Annotated in this window: 19 protein-coding genes; 16 read left to right on the top strand and 3 right to left on the bottom strand. The window is 41.1% G+C overall.

Going from position 1 to position 21052, the window contains the following annotated elements; translation table 11 throughout:
- Nucleotides 1–39 precede the first annotated feature (39 nt).
- The 9 genes from ACZ449_RS12080 (at nucleotide 40) to ACZ449_RS12040 (ending at nucleotide 7318) form a co-directional block, all read left to right on the top strand.
- Nucleotides 40–363: an ArsR/SmtB family transcription factor gene (locus ACZ449_RS12080; protein WP_464261249.1), complete on the top strand. Its 324-nt coding sequence runs from the start codon at nucleotides 40–42 to the stop codon at nucleotides 361–363.
- A gap of 452 nt (nucleotides 364–815) precedes the next feature.
- Complete coding sequence (locus tag ACZ449_RS12075; RefSeq protein WP_464261248.1) at nucleotides 816–1253, top strand: arsenate reductase ArsC; 438 nt, start codon at nucleotides 816–818, stop codon at nucleotides 1251–1253.
- A gap of 83 nt (nucleotides 1254–1336) precedes the next feature.
- The gene (locus ACZ449_RS12070; protein ID WP_464261247.1) at nucleotides 1337–1468 is read left to right on the top strand and encodes an arsenate reductase/protein-tyrosine-phosphatase family protein; all 132 of its coding nucleotides are present in this window, start codon (nucleotides 1337–1339) and stop codon (nucleotides 1466–1468) included.
- Between the two features lie 20 nt (nucleotides 1469–1488).
- The gene (locus ACZ449_RS12065; RefSeq protein ID WP_464261246.1) at nucleotides 1489–1755 is read left to right on the top strand and encodes an arsenate reductase ArsC; all 267 of its coding nucleotides are present in this window, start codon (nucleotides 1489–1491) and stop codon (nucleotides 1753–1755) included.
- A gap of 1437 nt (nucleotides 1756–3192) precedes the next feature.
- Entirely contained in the window at nucleotides 3193–3396 is a 204-nt protein-coding gene (locus tag ACZ449_RS12060; protein ID WP_464261245.1) for a hypothetical protein, read from the top strand.
- Nucleotides 3397–3663: 267 nt separating this feature from the next.
- The gene (locus ACZ449_RS12055) at nucleotides 3664–4974 is read left to right on the top strand and encodes an L-cysteine desulfidase family protein (RefSeq protein ID WP_464261244.1); all 1311 of its coding nucleotides are present in this window, start codon (nucleotides 3664–3666) and stop codon (nucleotides 4972–4974) included.
- A 546-nt stretch (nucleotides 4975–5520) separates the two neighbouring features.
- Nucleotides 5521–6525, top strand: coding sequence for a permease (locus ACZ449_RS12050; RefSeq protein ID WP_464261243.1), 1005 nt, complete (start codon nucleotides 5521–5523; stop codon nucleotides 6523–6525).
- Between the two features lie 106 nt (nucleotides 6526–6631).
- On the top strand, nucleotides 6632–7021 hold the full coding sequence (locus tag ACZ449_RS12045; protein WP_464261242.1) for a putative zinc-binding protein: 390 nt from the start codon (nucleotides 6632–6634) through the stop codon (nucleotides 7019–7021).
- 63 nt (nucleotides 7022–7084) lie between these two features.
- Nucleotides 7085–7318, top strand: a complete 234-nt coding sequence (locus ACZ449_RS12040) for a thioredoxin family protein (protein WP_464261241.1) — start codon at nucleotides 7085–7087, stop codon at nucleotides 7316–7318.
- A gap of 253 nt (nucleotides 7319–7571) precedes the next feature.
- On the opposite strand, the gene ACZ449_RS12035 is transcribed toward ACZ449_RS12040, so the two are convergent.
- Nucleotides 7572–8030 carry a MarR family winged helix-turn-helix transcriptional regulator gene (locus tag ACZ449_RS12035; RefSeq protein ID WP_464261240.1) on the bottom strand — a complete coding sequence of 153 codons (459 nt, stop codon included), beginning with the start codon at nucleotides 8028–8030 and terminating at the stop codon, nucleotides 7572–7574.
- A gap of 210 nt (nucleotides 8031–8240) precedes the next feature.
- On the opposite strand from ACZ449_RS12035, the gene ACZ449_RS12030 reads away from it, so the two are divergent.
- The 7 genes from ACZ449_RS12030 to arsB all read left to right on the top strand — a co-directional run bounded on the left by ACZ449_RS12030 (nucleotide 8241) and on the right by arsB (nucleotide 15888).
- Nucleotides 8241–8468, top strand: a complete 228-nt coding sequence (locus tag ACZ449_RS12030; protein ID WP_464261239.1) for a hypothetical protein — start codon at nucleotides 8241–8243, stop codon at nucleotides 8466–8468.
- A 77-nt stretch (nucleotides 8469–8545) separates the two neighbouring features.
- A complete protein-coding gene (locus ACZ449_RS12025; protein WP_464261238.1) occupies nucleotides 8546–8956 on the top strand; it encodes a putative zinc-binding protein in 411 nt (136 codons plus the stop codon).
- The gene (locus ACZ449_RS12020) at nucleotides 8950–9714 is read left to right on the top strand and encodes a glutaredoxin domain-containing protein (RefSeq protein WP_464261237.1); all 765 of its coding nucleotides are present in this window, start codon (nucleotides 8950–8952) and stop codon (nucleotides 9712–9714) included. The genes ACZ449_RS12025 and ACZ449_RS12020 overlap by 7 nt, the downstream gene beginning before the upstream one ends.
- 100 nt (nucleotides 9715–9814) lie before the next feature.
- Nucleotides 9815–10966, top strand: coding sequence for an efflux RND transporter periplasmic adaptor subunit (locus ACZ449_RS12015; protein WP_464261236.1), 1152 nt, complete (start codon nucleotides 9815–9817; stop codon nucleotides 10964–10966).
- Nucleotides 10963–14115: an efflux RND transporter permease subunit gene (locus tag ACZ449_RS12010; RefSeq protein ID WP_464261235.1), complete on the top strand. Its 3153-nt coding sequence runs from the start codon at nucleotides 10963–10965 to the stop codon at nucleotides 14113–14115. Before ACZ449_RS12015 ends, ACZ449_RS12010 begins: the two co-directional genes overlap by 4 nt.
- 203 nt (nucleotides 14116–14318) lie before the next feature.
- Nucleotides 14319–14681: an ArsR/SmtB family transcription factor gene (locus ACZ449_RS12005; RefSeq protein WP_464261234.1), complete on the top strand. Its 363-nt coding sequence runs from the start codon at nucleotides 14319–14321 to the stop codon at nucleotides 14679–14681.
- A gap of 142 nt (nucleotides 14682–14823) precedes the next feature.
- Nucleotides 14824–15888: an ACR3 family arsenite efflux transporter gene (gene arsB / locus ACZ449_RS12000; RefSeq protein ID WP_464261233.1), complete on the top strand. Its 1065-nt coding sequence runs from the start codon at nucleotides 14824–14826 to the stop codon at nucleotides 15886–15888.
- 1360 nt (nucleotides 15889–17248) lie between these two features.
- Here arsB and ACZ449_RS11995 read toward each other — a convergent pair.
- Both ACZ449_RS11995 and ACZ449_RS11990 read right to left on the bottom strand, forming a co-directional pair.
- Nucleotides 17249–18436 (bottom strand): ornithine--oxo-acid transaminase, encoded by a 1188-nt coding sequence (locus tag ACZ449_RS11995; RefSeq protein ID WP_464261232.1) that lies wholly within the window; start codon nucleotides 18434–18436, stop codon nucleotides 17249–17251.
- A 321-nt stretch (nucleotides 18437–18757) separates the two neighbouring features.
- Nucleotides 18758–20233: a sigma-54 interaction domain-containing protein gene (locus ACZ449_RS11990; RefSeq protein WP_464261231.1), complete on the bottom strand. Its 1476-nt coding sequence runs from the start codon at nucleotides 20231–20233 to the stop codon at nucleotides 18758–18760.
- Nucleotides 20234–21052 lie beyond the last annotated feature (819 nt).

The following is a 21052-nucleotide window of genomic DNA, read 5'->3' as shown; positions in this document are numbered from 1 at the left end:
TGATATATAAGATTGGATATATGTTAGGAGGGAATACGTATGGCAGAAGATATAGTAGTAAAGTTGACGGCTGATTTTTTTAAGACATTGGCCCATCCTGTACGACTTAGAATTCTCCGGACACTGGAACAGGGCGAACGCTGTGTGTGCGAGATTATTGAAGAACTGGACATTGAACAGTCAAATTTGTCACAGCATTTGAGCAACTTAAAGAAACAAGGGATAATCGACTCTCGCAAAGATGGTCAAAAGGTAATTTATCGAATCGTTTATCACTCTGTGCTTGAAATAGTTAGTGCAGCGGAAAAAACACTAAGTGAACAGATTGGTGACAGTCAGAGTATATTGAAATTTTTAAAATAATCTCGCTGGTGTAGAGAATGATTGCCGTGCCATGGGTACGGCAGGAGCAGACGGTATTGTTGCTTAGCTAATAAAACAAACAGCACACGTTCACGTGCTGTTTGTTTTATTATTTTATGAAGCTGTAAATAAATAGTTGATTAAGTTAACTAATAACGTTATTATTATATTACATAGTCATAATATAATAATAACTACAAATAGTGGTTTTATTTAGAAGAGGGGGAGACACAGTGCCCAAAAATACTAAGCGAACCGTTTGGCTCAGCCATATACCGCAGTTTGTTCAGCAGCCCAGCGTCGTAAAACCGATGGTATTGCGGGAGTTAGTCACCCATGTGCACATAATTGTAATATTAACATAAGCTTAACATACTACGTATTGATGATTTAGGCAAAATGTCGTTTAATTATATTTACAAATGTAAATATAATAATGAGGTGAGAGACAGATGGATCGCACTCGATTGGTAATTATCTGTACGCAAAATAGTGCCCGGAGCCAGATGGCGGAAGCATTTTTCAAGAAATATGGTGATGATGTTTTGGAAGTGCACAGCGCCGGTTTCGAGCCGCAGGAAGTCAACCCATTGGCGAAGCAGGTAATGGCTGAAGTAGGTATTGACATAAGTTCTCAGCGTTCAAAAAGTGTGAAAGAGTTCTTGGGACGCATGCAGTTCGGTTATGTGGTTTCCGTCTGCAAAAAGGCTGAAGGTCGTTGTCCAACAATCTTCCCTGGAGTGCGTAAGCTTCTTTCATGGCCGTTCGATGATCCCGCTGCATTTGAAGGCACAGATGAGAAAAAACTCGACAAATTCCGTGAAGTGCGCGATGAAATTGAAATAAAGGTCCGAGAATTTGTGAATGACTATCAGAAAGGGTTATGCTAGGAATAATATTGAGGTTGCTGTGCATTTTATTTTGTGCAATTTCTACGAGTATTTTATAATATATAGATGAATATGGAGGACTTATGCAAAAAAACATTCTGTTTCTTTGCACCCACAACTCAGCTCGTTCACAGATGGCCGAAGGACTACTCCGTGGATTGATGGGCGATGAATACGAAGCGTTCAGCGCAGGGACACAAAGCCGGGCCAGGTAAACTCCTTCGAAGTACGAGCAATGGCCGAAATTGGCATCGATCTATCTTCTCATCGATCTAAGCATCTTAACGAATTTATCAGTCAAGATTTTGACTATATTGTTACCGTTTGCGATAACGCAAAGGAGGAGTGTCCCTACTTTGCGGGCGGAAAAAAAGTAATTCACCATAGTTTCCCCGATCCTTCTGCTTTCCAAGGAACAGATGACGAAATAATGAGTGGCGTCAGAAGCGTTCGCGATGAAATTAAAAGATGGATATTTGATGAGTTTGGTGGGAAACGGTGAGTGTCAAGGAAAATGAAGACCCCTTTAAGGGGTAGCAGGTAATACAAATACCCGCAACGAGTCAAAGGCGTCTTTAGGCGCTGGCCAGTAACTGCCCCTTATGGGGGCGAGCAAGCCATCCGTTTTACGAGTGGTCTTGACTTTGAATTACGATATATGGTGAATAAGGAGGAAAACCTCCTATGGGGAAGCTGAAATAGCTACCCGTAGGAGGTTTTCAAGTTTAAATATTTTTCAGTCTACCAGAATTTATAACAAAATTCTGTTGACATAAGAACGACTAAGGCTTCTGCCGGCGTCCTGAGGGACTTGGCACAAGCCAAGTCTTTTCTTATAAGATAAGAAAGTATAAGTTTTTTTAAGAGTCATGGAGGTCTTATAAAACAAGGGGTGTCAAATACGAAACCCGGAACAGGTGGCTGTACTGTTTGCGTCCAGTAACCCTCGTAACTCCCGTAACTCCGTAACCCCTCGGCCTTTGCCGGAAAAAGCGTTCCGCAGGAGAAAAGCCGGGCGGTATTCCGTAAAAAAATCCGTACTGTCTGAGCGTAGCGAGTTTACGGATTTTAGGAATACCGCCTGGCTTTTCAGCTTTTGGAGGCTTGGGGCCTAGACCTTTTGTTACTTTTGGGGCAATGCCAAAAGTAAAACCTCTCTCCTTGTATTCGATTGACTGGATATCTGATGTGCTCAAATCCAAAGGACTGCGTTAGCGGTTTTTCTTATCTTTTTGTCGCAATATGCGTATATTTTTAGGGGAAAAGACCGGGTACGGTGGTAGCATCTCGTAGTGGTTTCCGAAATCTTATAACTCAAGATACAACCACCGTCCCGTCTCTTCTTGGAAGCAGCCGGTTATGGGAATTAATTCCGCCTAACCGGCTGCTTTTTAACTTACAAGGGACGGTGTAAGTTTCTTGCTAGGAAACCAATCTTTTTACCTTCATACACTTGCAATTTATGTAAAAGAGTACTAATATTAGTAATAGGTGGAAATTAAAAAGTAAAGTCGCCGTGTCCTATAGGTGTTGACGCACCTATAGGCACGAGCAGGTGCACAGACACCTACACGTAACAGCGAACTGTCCACGACGACAATCTTATTATACCCGGTTGTTAGCTGAATTACAAGTTTTGACAATTGGAGTGTAATGATTGGCGCGAAAGGCAGATGGCTGTGCGACTGCATGCAATATTCGATGGTATCATATCTTGATACAGGTTTGGCAGGACACGCTGACGGGTTCTGTTATTTGGGTTTCTTTCTGTATCTTGATACTGTTGCAAAAATCGATTTGGATCGCATGTGTAGGGTAGAAATAATCCTGCATATGTGATCCTTTTTAATTTCCTCCTGTAAAATTCCCATTCATGGGTGATTACAGGAGGGCATAGAAGCCTCCAGATAAAATAAGGAGGGGTGAGTTTAACTGACTTATGAATATTAGATACCTGGATTTTAAGAAACAAGAGTCTGATCTATATAATGAAATTTGGGAACTATCTGCAGAACTTGATCGGCTGTATAAAGAAGGAAAAGATACAACGGACACTATCCAGAGATTTGGGGAGGTATTGGAAGAATTTTTGTTATTCAGGCAGCAGGGAGGCAAATACTCGCTAGTTAAAGTCAAACCCTAAATCAAATAAAGACGCGGGGCGATGGTGTCGTCTTAAGGGAGACAGCACCACCGTCCGTGCGCCTTTATGTCACTGCCCTGATAGAGCTTCGGGGAGGAAGTTGCTTTTCTAGTAATTTTTGAGTTATCATTGTCATTAGGAAGAACACACATCTTTTGAATCAATTTTCCTAGTGCGAAAGTTGAGTGAAAAAGAGTGACGCAATGCTCAGGGATTGGTTTACACTGGTTCGCTGGTTTAATTTCTATGAAAAGGAAGATTTCGAACATGAATGAAGTATCGTCTACAATAGCCAATCCCATGTGGTTGGAATTTATTAAAGCGGTTAAAAAAGAAGTAGTGCCTGCTTTGGGATGTACCGAACCAATTTCATTGGCGTTAGCCGCTGCTATTGCAGCGCAGCATTTGGGGAAGCCGGTTGAGCATATAGAGGTCAAAGTCTCGGCAAATTTGATGAAAAACGGCATGGGGGTTACTGTGCCAGGGACTGGTACCACGGGACTTTTAATTGCTGCTGCTGTAGGAGCGCTTGGTGGCGACCCGGAAGGCAAGCTCGAGGTGTTGAAAAACTTAGCAACTGAACAAGTTGCAGAAGGTAAACGAATGATTGCGGAGAAGCGTGTTCAGATTTCAATTGCGGACGTACCCAATATTCTCTATTCGGAAGCGCGTGTTATGCATGGAGAAGAATGGGTGCGGGTTTGCATTGCTGATACCCATACTCAGGTAGTACGAATTGAGAAAAATGGCAAAGTGGTACATCAAGCTGAATCACAGAAACATGAAGCCGATGCCGGGGTGGACTATTCCATGGCCGGTGTTCGAGCGCGGGATATATACGATTTTGCGGTAAAAGCGCCATTAGAGATGATTGATTTTATCCGTGAAGCTGCTATATTGAATGAGTTACTGGCAAAAGAAGGAATGAGTGGAAGCTACGGGCTGCATATTGGCGCGACAATGAATCGTCAGATGAATCATGGATTACTATCGGATAGTCTTTTGACTCAGGTTTTGATGCGTACTGCTGCCGCTTCAGATGCGCGAATGGGCGGCGCAACGCTGCCGGCAATGACCAATTCAGGCTCCGGCAATCAGGGTATAGCAGCTACCATACCTGTAATAGTGGTTGCTGAACACGTTGGAGCAAATGAAGAAACCCTTACGCGGGCTTTGATGCTATCTCATTTGATGGCTATCTATATCCATGATAAGCTTCCCAAACTGTCGGCGTTGTGTGCCGTAACGACTGCTTCCATGGGATCGGCAGCAGGAATGGCATGGCTACTAAAAGGAGATTTTGCAACAGTCAGCATGGCTATTTCCAATATGATCGGAGATGTAGCGGGGATGATCTGCGATGGCGCATCCAATAGCTGTGCGATGAAGGTTTCTACTTCGGCCACGGCTGCGTACAAAGCTGTACTGATGGCACTTGAGGGAATTCGGGTCATGGAAAATGAAGGAATCGTAGCTGGCGATGTTGATCAATCCATTGCAAACTTGGGCGAATTAGCCTGCCGGGGAATGGTTCAGACCGATGAACAGATTTTGCAAATCATGATGAATAAGAAATAGCGGACAGGTTGAAAACTGTTATGCAAGGTTTTAAGATTATAGAGACTGGTATAGGAAAGAAGTGTGTTAAACGTAAGCGTCAAAAAGCCAACGACTTTATATCTTGATTAAGAGCCATTATCTCACACGGCAAGCCGCGATTCCATCCACCTTCTAAAGAAAGATTATTTTTGAATCTCTTTTTCGGTAAGGGAATAGGTTGCTCTTTTTTAGGTAGCGAATTTAAAAAAGCGGCTGTGTAATTGTCGTGCCCAAGGTATAGAGTCTTGTAACCGCTCACGCGAACTATCCCATCCTGACTGCAACTCAGGATGGGATAGTTCGCGTGAGCGGTATTTTAATGGCTATCATCTCTATATGCTTACCGCTGCTGACAGTCCGCATGATTTGCCTTTGTTCCCCAGACTGCAATCTGCTTCACGCCATGATTCTCTCAGCTTGGTTGTCACCCCAGCACCCAAAAGTAGTTAATTTAAAAAACATCTTGCACTTATGAAATCAATATATTATAATATGATAAAAATCTAATATACGGAGATGATTTTCTTGTTTATATTTGAATGGTTAAATGACCAATTACTTAAAATGGAATGGCTTCATAATCTAGTTACTTTACTTGTACAAAATGTATTTGGATTAGATATAAATAGTCAAGTGGGTGGAAGTATTCACTTCTTTATCTATGATGTTATAAAAATATTCATCTTACTTACTGTTTTAATATTTACGATTTCCTATATCCAAAGCTTCTTCCCGCCTGAGAGAACAAAAAAGATATTAGGGCGATTTAAAGGAATTTCAGCAAATATATTGGCTGCGTTACTGGGTACGGTTACACCATTTTGTTCTTGCTCATCAATTCCGCTGTTTATAGGTTTTACAAATGCAGGACTACCAATTGGTGTTTCATTTTCGTTTTTAATATCCTCACCGCTTGTAGATTTAGCATCTATAATTTTGCTTGCAAGTATATTTAACTGGAAGATTGCAATAGCCTATGTGATTGTAGGCCTTGTACTTGCGGTTATTGGTGGTACTATCATTAGCAAATTAAAACTGGAAGAGTATGTCGAGCCCTTCGTCCACAGCAATAAGATGATTGAAACAGAAGAAGAAGAATTAACTACAAGTGAGAGAATAGAATATGCAAAATATCAGGTACTAGAAATAATAAAGAAAGTTTGGATATATATTCTGATAGGCGTTGGAATAGGTGCTGGTATCCATAATTATATTCCAGAGTCAGTAATAAATGCAGTACTTGGTCAAGACAAATGGTATTCTGTTATAGTGGCCACTCTTGTAGGAGTACCAATGTATGCTGATATTTTTGGAACATTACCAATTGCGGAGGCGCTAGTTTTGAAGGGAGCAGGACTTGGTACTGTTTTATCCTTTATGATGGGTGTAACGGCACTTTCGCTCCCCTCTATAATTCTTTTAAAGAAAGTTGTTAAGACAAAACTGTTAACTATATTTGTGGGTATTGTTGCCCTTGGCATTATTATATGTGGTTACGCATTTAATGCTTTTAGTTATCTGTTGATGTAGGATACAAATTCCAAAATGGTATTGACCTACCTGGAATAAAATGCTAATATAAAATTATTATATTATAAAATAATAATATCACAATATAATTATAAGGAGGCTAATTATGAGTAATTGCAATTGTGGTGGAGTGCCAGAGGTATCTAGAATAATCTATCCTTGTGGTGGTTGTGCCGACGTTGGTGAGATTTCGGATCAGGTGTGCCGTCAATTGAGACGGGAAGGATTTGCCCAAGCTAGCATGAGCTGTATTACCGGCGTTGCAGCACACATGCAGCCGTTTATTGATGGAGCAAAAAAAGCCAATCAAGTAGTTGTAATTGACGGTTGCCCAGTGGAGTGTGCCAAAAAAGTGCTCGAACATGTTGAAATATCTCCAATTTCCTATGTTCTCACCCAAATGGGGCTTGAAAAAGGTAAGACAGAAGTTACACCAAAAGTAATTAATGAGATTTGTGATAAAATCAAAGCTGATTTTATAAATTCATCCAAATAACCCTGATACCATTAGGTGAATGCAGTTGTGCAAGAGAGTAAGTTATTACAAGGGGGTATTACAATGAAGATTGAAGTATTAGGAATGGGATGTACAAAGTGCCATACTCTTACCGAACGGGTAATGGAAGCAGTTGCCGAGCTAGGAATTACCGCCGAGATTGTAAAAGTTGAAAATATGCAAGACATCATGGCCTATGGAGTTATGACGACACCGGCACTTGTTATTGATGGCGTTGTTAAGGTAAAGGGGAAAGTTCCCAGTAAAGACGAAATTAAATCACTAATTAAAGGCTAGACTACTACGTTATTATAGAATTTTAAAGAAGAGTCTGTCATCTGGAGAAAAAGGGGTACACAAAAATAGAGGAGCATCTTCCTCAAAATTTTGGTGTGCCCTTGTATTGTTTCTATGCTGTTTTCAGCGGATTTGACAGTTAGGGCATTTGGTTCTTTTACCTGACAATGGCCTGCTACTACCACAACACATTAAGAGTCACCTCTTTTCATTTAAATAGATAAGGGAGTGAGCAAAATAAATTGGTCACATCTTATTCTACAACATCTTTTTTTAGAATCTGATACAGGGCGGAACTGAAAATTTGGATTCCTTCCAATGTTGTCTCACGCTTATTTTCAGGGATAATTTCCAAAACGGCTTCAAAGTAACGACGTGAGTTAAGTTCTATTTCTCGAAAAGCTTTTTGTCCTTTTTCTGTGAGTTCAATGTCCACATATCGACGGTCATTTAGATTTGGGTTACGCACTAGGTAGCCTTTGTTTACTAAGTCATCTACAGTTCTGCTTACTGCACTTTTAGTTATATTTAGCCGAGTCGCAAGTTCATTCACAGAAATTTTGTTTTCTTGTGCAGTTTCCCATATTACATGACACTGAGCATATGTGCAATCGTAGCAAAAAGCCTTTTTGCCTTCCAATACTCCTAAGCTTCTAATAAAGATTTTTATAGCATTTCTCATGGTGGAAATGGTTTTAGGTTCCTTTGTCATTCTATCAACCATCTTTCTTAGTAATTATAAAATGTTAGCGTAGTATACTGTTGACGATGTAAACAGTTAATGATACAATCTGATTATACATATAATTGGTAATCGTGTAAATATACAATAGCAAAATATAAAGGTTAAGAAGGAACTTTCCTGTTTATCTGGCGCGTTGTCAGGACAGAAGGGCTAGAGATGAGAAAGGAGGTTTTAACTATGACAGCAAAATGTTTTTCTTGCGGAATTGCTGATCGAGTTACAGATGGAAGGTTATTATGTTTTAAATATAAGTTCGAAATATCGGATGTAACTGCTAAAGAAAAGTCTGATTGCTATTATTTTATTGAACCCCAGAATGAAGAGGGAGAGCCTTTGACAGCGGCTCAAACGTTGATGATTAAAGAGTGCGAGGTTGCTTCGCGACGGATGCGTGGTCCGGTATAACATCATATAAAAGCTACTCATCTTACCCGGTTAAGCCGGGTTTTCTTCTAGTTAAATAAGTTAGGAGAGGATGTATTTTGGATAAAAAATCGCCAGTTATCATTCCATGCTGTGGCATTGATTCTGTTTATGGTCTAATGACTCAGGAAGTAGCATTAAAGCTAAAAGTAGAGGTGGAAAAACAGGCAAAACTACTTGGATTAGCTTATCTGGTAAATGGGGAAATAGATGCTGTACAAACAATAACAAATACACCATGCATTGTCATCAATGGTTGCAGCAATGAGTGTGCCTCTAACATTGTCGAGCTAATCGGTGGCGATATTGATATTGAGTATGATATAGATAACCTAATGGCCGGAGTTGACATGGTAAGTTTAGGAGATGCTGTTAAATTAAGCGAAAGTGGAGAAAGGCAAGTCTCTGAAATAGCTGGTAAACTTATAGCCGATTTAAATAATGCGGAAAAGGGGGCAGCAAAATGCTAGTCCACCCAAAAACAACCGGCATTATTGCTTGCTGCGGCAGCGAATGTAGAGGTGGTTATATCTCACGGGCCGTAGCCGCAAGAATCGTGAACCAATTAAGAACCACACAGGTAGTTACGATCAGTCTTCCACGTCTGCTTGTCGGGACTGTTGATGAAAAGAACTTTTCTTTAAATCATCCAACGATTACGCTTGATGGCTGTGCCAAAGCTTGTGCGAGGAAGGCTGTTGAAAAATATTGCTTTAAGCCGGTAATTGGGATAAATATAGGCGATCTTATTGGTGAGCAAGAGGCTCTTGCCAGTGTTAATGTACAAGATGATCCTACTAATAGATACCTGTCCGAGATTGAAAAAATATCAGGCATTGTTACGCATGTGCTCGACTCATTGTCTACCATGTACGAGAAAGCTAAGGCAGCCCAGAGAAATAGCTGTGATCAGGGAACCTGCGATTGCGGCGGCAGTAGTTGTGGCTGCGGTTGTGAGAGTGGCAGCGAGGGTGTAAGTGCGAGTGACCAACAGAGTAGTGAACCAAATACAGATGAAATTGTAATATATACGAAAACAGGGTGTCCGTTCTGCGCTAAGGTAGTGCAAGAGTATCAGGAAAAGGGAATTAGTTTTCAAGAAGTCAATACAAGTGTACATGCATGGGCTAAGAAGTTGTGCAATGACAAATATGGTGCCGATAAGGTGCCTATCATTGTTAAAGACGGAGTTGCCATACAAATTGGTGATATCGATGGTAAGGGCTGACAAATGTGAGTAGGTTGACCGTGAGTCAACAATAAAGTGATAGGTTTAGTAGCAACTGTTTTTTGCCATTTCGTCACGGTTCATATTGAGGAGGGTCTGCATGTTCAACCGAAAAAAAACTTTGGTATTGGTGCTTATATTAATTATCATTGGGGCCGGAAGTGTAGTATGGAAACGGAGTCATGATCTTTCTACTATATCTAAGCCAATGAGCAGAGCTATTCCAGTACAGGTAACTATTGCTAAGCTAGGCTCTGTTGACATGACAGCTCATTACCTAGGTAAGGTTGAATCTGCTATAGCTGTAGCGCTATCATCACGCATAACCGCAAATGTCGTAGGAGTGACCAAACGTGAGGGTGATAAGGTAACAAAAGGAGAGGAACTAATCTATCTGGATGATTTGACTTTGGCGAATAAAACCCGGGCATCTGAGGCTAATCTACGGGCAGCCCAAAGTGCTCTAGTAGCTGCTGAAAGTTACTACAAAACAAAAAAGGCTAGTTTCGAGCGGAACCAGCGGCTATATTCTCAATCTGCGATAGCCCAGGAAACCTATGAATATTCGCAGACTGAGACTGATAATGCCTATAGCCAACTAGTTGTTGCCAGAGAAAACATCCAGGTATATCAGGCAAACGTAGAGGAAAATCTAGCCGAGCAAGGCTATTCTAGAATAACATCATCAATTGACGGTGTTGTTACTAAACGTATGATAGAACCTGGCGATATGGCTGTTCCCGGTAAAGCCTTGATGTCTTTACAAGCACTCAATCAAGGCTATAAAATAACCGCCCAAGTTCCCCAAGAAGTCGTGCGTTCCTTAACATCTGGATCAAAGTCGTTGCTATCGCATGGTGATCAGCAAATTGGTGCCACTGTGCAGAAGGTATACCCAGCTTTAGACCAAGCGAGTTTAGCCACAATTGAAATAAAGCAAGACGAATTACCGTTTGGGCTGCCTATGGGTTCGGTGATTGGTGTAGATATTATATTAAATCAAATAAACGGAATTGTCGTTCCGGTTGACGCTTTAATTACTAATAGTAAAGGAAATTTTGTAGTGGTTGTTGACGAAGATGATTTGGTTCGGCTGATACCAGTCCAGGTTGTAGGGCGTAATGCAGAGATGGCGGCAATAAGCGGTATAGAACCTGATAGTCGGGTGGTTGTTGGCCAGGAGAATCAGCTTATGCAACTGACAACAGGCAAAAAAGTACTCATTTCTCAGAATAGGAGTGAAGGCATTTGAGCGCTTTGACTCTGAAATATTTAGAGAAACCGTACTTGGTGTTGTCGTTTGTTTTACTCATGGCCATTGTTGGGATTATTGGGTATAGTAAGATGCCGCTCAATATGTATCCGGACAGCGACCATCCGCAAATCACGGTCATTACGGTTGAGTCTGGTGCATCAGCATCCGATATTGAGACCAAAATCAGTCGGACGATCGAAAAAGAAATGGCTACCCTGGGTGAAGTACTAAAAGTGACCTCAGTGAGCAAGGATGAAGTATCTGTTGTTACCGTCGAATTTGACTATACCAGAACACTTGATTCGACCGCTACTGATGTATCTAATGCGCTTAGCAAAATTATCGGTAAACTGCCGGCAGACATTCGCCAGCCGCAAATCTTTAAAATCAGTCAGGCAACACAGCCGACACTTATTTTGGCACTTTCTCCTAACGAAAACTCTATCTTGGACATGAGCCAAATCCGGCAACTTGCTGACAACGAAATAAAAGAAGAATTGTTACGCGTTCCGGGGATTGCTCAAGTAGAAGTATTTGGTGGACATCAGCCAGAATATAAAATTATCGTCAAACCCGATTTGCTCGCGTTTCATTCTCTGACAATAGGTGATGTGGCAGCGGCGCTTAGTGCCAACAATGTCAACGTACCCAATGGTCTTATTATAAAATCTTCTGGACAATATTTGCTGAAAACGCAAGGGGAATTTACGACGCCAGAGGATGCTAACAACATCGTGGTTACTCGCCGCCAAACCGGCGATATTTATTTGAGAGATGTGGCTGAAGTAACGCGCGGCATTGTCGAGCCACAGTCAGCTTATCATGGTAATGGACATCAGGCTATTGGTCTGAGTATTTTGCGTGCTCCTACCGGAGTAGCTATGGATAGTATTAGTGCAGTGGAAAAGTATTTGCCTGTAATGGTGGAACGATACCACGGGATTAAATTCGAGATCAGTGATACTCAGGGAACCCTTATTCGCACCAGTGTTAGCAACATGGAAGAGTCCTTGCTAGAGGCAGTTTTGCTCACTGTCGCTGTTGTTTTCCTGTTTCTTGGCAATATGCGCATTACGCTGCTTGCCGCCGTTTCTATTCCTTTTACCTATCTCATTACCTTTGGTATCATGTGGCTAATCGGCTATGAATTAAATACTGTAACCTTTACCGGGATTATCTTAGCTGTGGGAATGTTGCTTGATGACGCCATTGTAGTGCTTGAAAACATTGCCCGCCACTATGAGCGAATGCCGAACAATTTAAAGGAAGCTACATTTGGGGGAACCGAAGAAGTTTTATTAGCCATTTTTTCGGGAACCTATGCTACTGTCATGGTGTTAGTGCCTATTATTTTTATCGGCGGGTATGTTCAGGCTGTTATGCGCCCGTTCATCATGTCAATGTGCATTGCCCTGGTAGTGTCCTATGTAGTATCTGTGACCATCATTCCGATATTAGCTCCAAAGCTGTTACGTCAGTCTTTCCGGCCTAACTTTTTGGAACGAATTGCGCTGCGGTTTGATGAAAAAATTGTGACAGTTATCCAGAATATATATGTCCTGCTTGTCGATTTGGCATTACGTCGCAGGTTGGCCTTTGTGGCAGGCGGCATGGTGCTATTTCTCATGAGTGCCAGTTTGATGCCTATCTTGGGGCGAGACTTAATGTCTTCTATGGATGCCGGTATTATTAAAATCAACTTTGAAACAGACACCGATATGTCACTTGCCGCAACAGAAACGGTGGCATCAGCCATGGAACAAGCTATTCTAGAGGTGCCAGGGATCGAGTCTGTTTCCACAATCATGGGCTCAGAAGCCGGAATTGTCAGCTTTGGCAGCGGGAAAATACCGCAGCAAGGCTATATAACAATTAACCTTGTTGACCGGTTTCAAAGAAGTCAAAGCATCTGGGAGACTGAGAACCTACTGCGCAAACAATTTGCGCAGATACCAGGGCTTAAATATTATGACGTATATGATTTTGGGGCTACTGCGATGGCAAGTATAAAAGCGCCGATATCGCTGCTTGTGACCGGACCAGACCGCAGGGTGCTTGATGCTCTAGGCGAGAAAATATATGATAGAATGCTCAGTGTCGCTGGCCTTACTAGTGTATCGCGTAGCTGGACCCATGATAAAAATGAAATTAACTTTATTTTGGATAAGGAAAAATGTTCACTGTATGAGATATCTCCTGCCAATGTATCTAGTCAGATTGCCAATGTAGTCGGCGGTATGCCTGCTTCCACCTTCCGGATCGACCAGGAGGATGGAATTGCCTTGCGAGTAGCTTATCCTGCAGAACGCCGGGATCATGTGAGTAAACTGAAGGATGTCATGATCATAACCCCCAAGGGGTTAACTCCCTTAGAAGCGTTAGGAACACTCAAAGACAAAAAAATTCCTACTCTTTATACTCGTCAGGATATGCAAAATACGCTCGAGATATATGGTTACCGAGAAAAAACAGCGATCACCCATCTTGACAAGGGTATACAGCAGGCATTAGCTGACATAGAGTTGCCTGAAGGCTATGCCATTACCCAAGAAGGTGACTTGCAGCAGATGCAAGCCTCTTTTGGCGCGATGAGTGGCGCGATGGGAATTGGGATGCTGCTTTTATATTTCAGCTTGGTTCCAGCCTTTGGGTCGTTTATTCATCCAATGACAATTATGTCAGCTATTCCGCTCGGGATGATTGGCTCCATTTGGGCGCTCATGATTAGCGGCAAACATTCTTCCATGCCAGCATTCATGGGCATGATTTTGCTGGCAGGAATTGTTGTGAAAAACTCTATTCTCCTGATTGACTTCATTATCATAGCCCGCAGTCAAGGCAGTGATATAAAACAGGCTGTCATGGACAGCGTACGAGTCAGAACTAGGCCTATTTTGATGACTGCTTTTGGAACTGCGATCGGCATGGCTCCAATCGCGCTAGAGTGGGCAGTAGGGCTGGAGAGGTTGTCACCACTAGCAATTGTGTCTATTGGGGGACTACTTGTATCTACTTTTCTTACTCTAGTGTTTGTGCCTATACTCTATACGTTTTTTGAGGAAATGAAAGAAAAGTTTTTTGGGTATTTTCAGAGTGAATCAAGGGTAATAGCGAAATCAGAGTCTAGTTCAACTAAGGGGGAATAGTTGTGTTGATTGCAATTAAGGATTCGGCTAAGGAATACCCTATTTGGTAAATTAAAAAAAATATGGTAAATGAAGGTTGATAATCCGAAAACTTGTTGACGTCCATGAGTAAAATCGAATATAATCATAAATAAAGGAGCGTTTTTATCTAAATATATTAAAACGATAAATGACTAAACCTATATGATGGAGAGGTAGAAGTAGTGGATATTGTAGATATACTCAAAGCTTTAGCTGATGAAACAAGAATTAGGATTTTGAACTTACTATATAAGCAAACCTTATGTGTCTGTGATTTAGAAGAAATACTAAAACTTAACCAGTCTAATGCCTCGCGCCATATCACCAAACTAAAAAATGCCAAACTCATTACCGGTCAAAAGCAGGCCCAATGGATATACTATCAAGTTAATAAAAGAATACTTGAGGAGTACGCTTTTGTGCAGGAACTGTTGACAACGGAAATGGAGAAAGATCCGCAGTGCCAAAAAGATGTGGTGAGGCTGAAAAAATACAAGGAATTAGGCGGCAGTTGCGAGTTGCCTGTTAAAATTGTGGATGATTAAATTTTTTTAATAAGTATATGAGTGAAATCAATTATAATCATAAATCTTTCGATGGCGTCTATACATATATCGGGAGGTGATGATGGGATTTTTGAATTTTTAGGGGATAATAGAAACGGCGAGATTAAGGAGGAGTAGTAAAATGGCACATGCTCAAAAACGATTATCTTTTCTAGACCAGTATTTGACATTGTGGATTTTCCTGGCAATGGCTATCGGTGTTGGCGGCGGTTATTTATTTCCTGGATTGGCGGCATGGCTTGATAAGTTTTCGATAGGTACTACGTCTATCCCGATTGCAGTTGGTCTAATTGTAATGATGTATCCGCCTTTAGCGAAGGTGAAATATGAGGAAATCGGCAAGGTATTTAGTAATGGAAAGGTTGTACTGCTGTCACTAGTACAAAACTGGATAATCGGCCCAGTGCTGATGTTTGCACTAGCTATAATCTTTTTACCGGATAAACCAGACTACATGGTTGGCTTAATACTTATTGGGTTGGCTCGTTGTATCGCCATGGTAATTATTTGGAATTCACTGGCAGAAGGCGACAACGAATATGCAGCTGCATTGGTGGCACTTAATTCAATTTTCCAACTGGTATTATATTCAGTATTTGCTTATTTTTTCATTACTGTTCTTCCAGGATGGATTGGTTTTACGGGTATGCAAATCCAAGTATCCATGAAAGATGTTGCTATGAGCGTAGCAATATATTTGGGTATTCCCTTTGTGGCCGGATATTTGACAAGACGCATTTTATTGCCAGCTAAGGGTCGCGAATGGTATGAAAAGACTTTTATACCTAAGATTAGTCCGCTGGCATTAATTGCGTTACTATTTACCATTGTAATTATGTTTTCACTAAAAGGTAGCTATATTATTAAACTGCCGATGGATGTGGTTCGTATTGCCATTCCACTCTTCATCTATTTTGCCATTATGTTCCTAGTATCTTTTTTCGTAAGCCATCGTGCTGGAGTCAACTACGAGCAAACAACAACACTGTCGTTTACGGCAGCAAGCAATAATTTTGAATTAGCTATTGCGGTGGCGGTGGCAATTTTCGGTATAAACTCCGGCCAGGCATTTGCCGCTGTTATTGGACCGCTTATCGAAGTACCAGTGATGATTGGTCTGGTTAATGTTGCCTTGCGTTTTCGAAAATATTTTGTAGTTCGCGATAATTTAAAAGAAAATGGATGAGAAAATCGTTAGCGCGGCCGTTTAATCTTCAGCCAAAAAATAGTAATGCTCTAGTCCACGATACCGTTATTTCTTTGCGCACTTTGAATACTTTGCGGTAACAATCCTTAAAATGGGATGGGGTTGGCTTTTGGCTAGTTCTTGGGATTTGCACACATCAGATATTTGGTCGATCGAATACAAGGTGAATGCCTTTTACTTTTGGCATTGCCCCAAAAGTAACAAAAGGTCTAGGCCCCAAGCCTCCAAAAGCTGAAAAGCCAGGCGGTATTCCTAAAATCCGTAAACTCGCTACGCTCAGACAGTACGGATTTCTTAACGGAATACCGCCCGGCTTTTCTCCTGCGGAACGCTTTTTCCGGCAAAGGCCAAGGGGTTACGGAGTTACGATCATTGCCAGACGTAAACAGTATGGCAACCTGACAACCCTTGTTTTATAAGGCATCCACGACTCCCCAAACTTATACTTTCTTATTCAATAAGAAAACCGCTAGCGCGCCGTTTAATCTTCAGCCAAAAAATAGTAATGCTCTAGTCCACGATACCGTTATTTCTTTGCGCACTTTGAATACTTTGCGGTAACAATCCTTAAAATGGGATGGGGTTGGCTTTTGGCTAGTTCTTGGGATTTGCACACATCAGATATTTGGTCAATCGAATACAAGGTGAGGGCCTGTTACTTTTGGCATTGCCCCAAAAGTAACAAAAGGTCTAGGCCCCAAGCCTCCAAAAGCTGAAAAGTCGGACGATATTCCTGAAATCCGTAAACTCGCTACGCTCAGACAGTACGGATTTCTTAACGGAATACCGCCCGGCTTTTCTCCTGCGGAACGCTTTTTCCGGCAAAGGCCGAGGGGTTACGGAGTTACGAGGGGTGCCAGACGTATACAATACGGCCACCTGTGCCGGGTTTTGTACTTGACAACCCTTGTTTTATAAGGCATCCACGACTCCCCAAGCTTATACTTTCTTATTCAATAAGAAAAGACTTGGCTTGTGCCAAGTCCTTCAGGACGGCCGAATTGCTATGCCATCCATGGCGCAATCGGCACTAGCACCATCCGGGTGCGTCGCCGGCAGAAGCCTTAGTCGTTCTTATGTCAACAGAATTGCATTATAAATTCTGGTAGACTAAAAGTTGTTAGCGAGGTAATATAATGGGTTTTGGTGCAAAAGTCTTGAAATTGCAGAGAAAACAATTTGCGGTATTGAGACTATGCATATGATTAAGAAAGAGCAGGTTGAAAAGTCAATCTGCTCTTTCTGAGTTTGAATTTTTAAATAAATAGATGATTAAATCTGGTGAAGCAATGGAAATGGCTTTATAGATTTTTTTAAAGCCTTTACAAGAGTTTGTGTTTTAGAAACATTGTATGATCCGCTCGTAGGCCCAATCCAGTTCTTCTTGGGTAATCGTCAGCGGAGGGGCAAAACGGATGATGTTCTTATGGGTTTCCTTACATAAAAGCCCGCTTTCTTTTAATTTTTCACAATATTGTCGTGCCTCAACATTTAATTCGAGACCAATAAACAAGCCTTTACCGCGCACCTCCCGGATGACAGGGCTTTGCAGTTGCTTTAGCTTGTTGAGAAAATACTGACCCATAGTTAAGGATTTTTCCACCAGCTTCTCCTCTTCAAGCACATCCAATCCGGCTACCGCTACTGCGCAAGCCAGTGGATTGCCGCCAAAAGTGGAGCCGTGAGAACCTGGATTGAATACACCTAAAATGTCACGATTCGCTGCAACAATGGAAATCGGGAAAACTCCGCCGCCTAGTGCTTTTCCCAAAAGATATACATCTGGAACCACATTTTCCCATGCGCAAGCGAATAATTTTCCAGTTCGACCAAAGCCGGTTTGAATTTCATCCGCAACAAACAATACATTGTTCTCTTTACAAATTTTATAAGCCTTTCGGAGAAAGCCATCAGGCGGTATGATAATACCAGCCTCACCTTGAATCGGTTCTAGCAAAAAGGCAGCAGTATTGGGTGTAATCGAATGTTTCAGCGCTTCGATATCTCCGTAGGGAATTTGTGTAAAACCAGGTGTGAACGGTCCAAAGCCAGATTTGTACTCTTCATCAGAGGAAAAGGAGGTAATGGTTACCGTTCTACCATGAAAATTACCCTTACAAACAATAATTTCTGCCTGATTTGCGGGTACTTTTTTACATTGATATGCCCAACGTCGCACTGCTTTTATTGCTGTTTCGACAGCTTCTGCCCCGGTATTCATTGGCAGAAACATATTTTTTCCAGTCAATTTCTCTAATTTTTCATAAAGATGGCATAACTGATCATTATGAAAGGCTCGCGATGTTAAAGTAACTTTATCGGCTTGATCTTTTAGTGCCTGAATTATTTTGGGGTGTCTGTGGCCATGGTTCAAAGCGGAATAAGAGCTTAACATATCCATATAACGATTGCCTTCCGGGTCTTCTACCCAAACACCCTCGGCTTTGGAAATGACGATTGGCAGCGGTTGGTAATTATGTGCCCCCATTAACTCAGTTTGTTTAATAATTTGATCTGATAATACCATAGTAGCTCTCCTTATCTTCTGCAATATCTACTATCTTTTATAGCAAGATTTATGCCAACTTATTAGGAGCAAGTAAATTATTTAATTGATCAAAACTAAGCATTTTACCGTTAGTTTTACAACCCTATGATACTTTTTTATTGCATAAAGGTTCGTTTTCATGCAATAGAGCACAGACATAGCAAATTTATTTGCACTGCAAATAATCTAGCCACTAAACGGCATATATCTTACTATAAGGCAAATCTAATGGATAAATAAAATACTCCGGCAAACACCTGCAAATATTTTTGCGGTGTTTGCCGGAGTTTACGTATGATATTATTTCAGGTTATACTTTTTGATTTTGTGTTGCAACGCTTGACGGGTAAGTTTTAAGAGCCTAGCTGACTCGCTAATATTTCCCTTGGTCTGTTGTAATATGGCGATAATCATATTTTGTTCTAACGTATTGAGATGTTTATTCAGATCCCAGTTCTTCGCATCTAAATTCATATTTTCAACAGGCAATGTAGCTGCGACTCGTGGCAATTTGTCACGGAATAACATGGGTAATTGTTTAAAACCAATCACAGTACGATCAGCCATTAGATTCATAGCCCCTTCAATGACATGCTGCAATTCCCGGACATTTCCTGGCCATTTATATGCATAAAATGCTCTTCGCAGCTCGGCGTCGACACCACACACGTTGAGTCTCATCTGAGCATTATATTTTTCAATAAATGCTGCTATGTATAAGTCAATGTCCTCCTTATGTTCGCACAGTGGTGGAATTTGAATCGTAACAACGCTCAAGCGGTAGTACAAGTCTTCTCGAAGTTTTTGCTGGGCAATGGCTGTGGCGGGAGTAGTATTCATGGTGGCAATGATTCGTACGTCAATATTAATTTCATTGCTCGCTCCCAAACGCCTTACTGAACTTTCTTGGATAACTCGCAATAGTTTTGCCTGTAAATCAAGTTCCAAAGAGTTTATTTCATCCAATAAAACCGTTCCGCCATTTGCTTGTTCAAATAAACCAGGGCGGTCAATAGCCCCGGTAAAACCACCCTTCGCCGTGCCAAAAAGTAATCCTTCCAGCAATTGTCCAGGTAGTGCCGCACAGTTAATGGCAACAAAAGGCTTGTCTTTGCGGGGACTTAAATTATGAATGCTTTGGGCAAACAATTCTTTGCCAGTACCTGTTTCCCCAGAAACTAGCACATTCGATGCCGTATGCGCCGCCTGTCTGGCATAACACACTGCGATTTGCAGTGCTTCACCTTGTCCTAAAATATCCTCAAGCGTGTAACGAGTATTAGGATGTTTCGGAATATCGGCTTTTTTTTTCCTGGTATGTAGACTTCCTTGCAAATCAACAACTTTTTCTGCTAAGGATTTTATAAAGGTGATGTCTTTGGCAATCTCTAATGCACCAAACACCTTTCCCTCAATCAGCAATGGGATTGTGCTATTTACTGTAATGATTTGCTTTCCGTTGGCGTTAGTGTAAGTTTGCTGTCTGTCGTGTAGTGGTTGACCGGTATGCAATACTGTTAACAGCGTACTGCTTTCTGTTTTAAGATACGGCATGGTTTGCAGCAGTTTTTTTCCTACCATATCGCTTTTTTCCATGCTTTCCAAAGCCGCCATTTTATCATTATAGAGAATCGTGGTGCCGTTCTGATCAATGACGTGAATGCCAACATCTAGTTGATTTACAACATTCTGATATAATACTATCTGCCGCTCGGAATCTGTCAGATTGGCGATTTTTTTTGAGTTGTCCGTTTTATGCTTATTGGCAGTTGCCATTGCTTGCACGTCCTCTGTATTTTGGTACTATTAACGGAAATAGTATTATCATTATCTGCGATCAAAACGTATATAATGTTTTGTCGAAGAGGCTGATTATCTTTCCTTAAGGGACAGCATATCAAAAACAAAACGCATTTGCAACGTAGTTCTTAGTACTTTCGTAATGATTCTTTGTGAAGAACATGTGAAAAAATTGCATACAATCTTATTTCGTCTGATTATTTATTTCTTGACAATTAAATAAGAGTAGTATAAGTTATATAATATAGACGTGAGGTTGTGCTTTTTAAATTTTATATTATTGGCAATGAAGCCATTTAGTTATCTAATGTGTTTAGATTAACTAAATGGCTTATTATTTTGATGGCGAAATGTCTTCAACTACTGTTAGCCTAGCGTGGATTTTTCTGAAGAAGACGATGTGGTTCTTTTGAGGCCTCAGGCGTGATGAATTGCTTAAGGTAAAAATAATAAACAACTGGGTGACCAAGTGAACCAGTAAACCAGTAAATTTAGAGTCGTTTTGGAAAAATACACGTTGGAGATAGGGTTTGAATGCCTTGTGTAACGGTTTGAACAAACGCGCATTAGGTTGTTATAAGCCTGGGTGCATCCTTAGGATGAAATATTTGAGAAAAAGCCGGTTGGGGTGAGATTAAATCACCTTGCCGGCTTTTTTGTATAAATAAAAATATCTTGATTTTGAGTTCAGACCAGGGTGTACGATAGGATGGAACATAGTGGTAATATATTGAGTTAAATTAGGTGGTTTTACTCAAAGTAACATCGGACACAAAGCTTTCTATGATCTTTAAC

The sequence above is a fragment of the Desulfosporomusa polytropa genome (assembly GCF_055380075.1).
The sequence above is the reverse complement of the archived record's forward strand: the minus strand, read 5'-3'. Positions and strand labels throughout refer to the sequence as shown.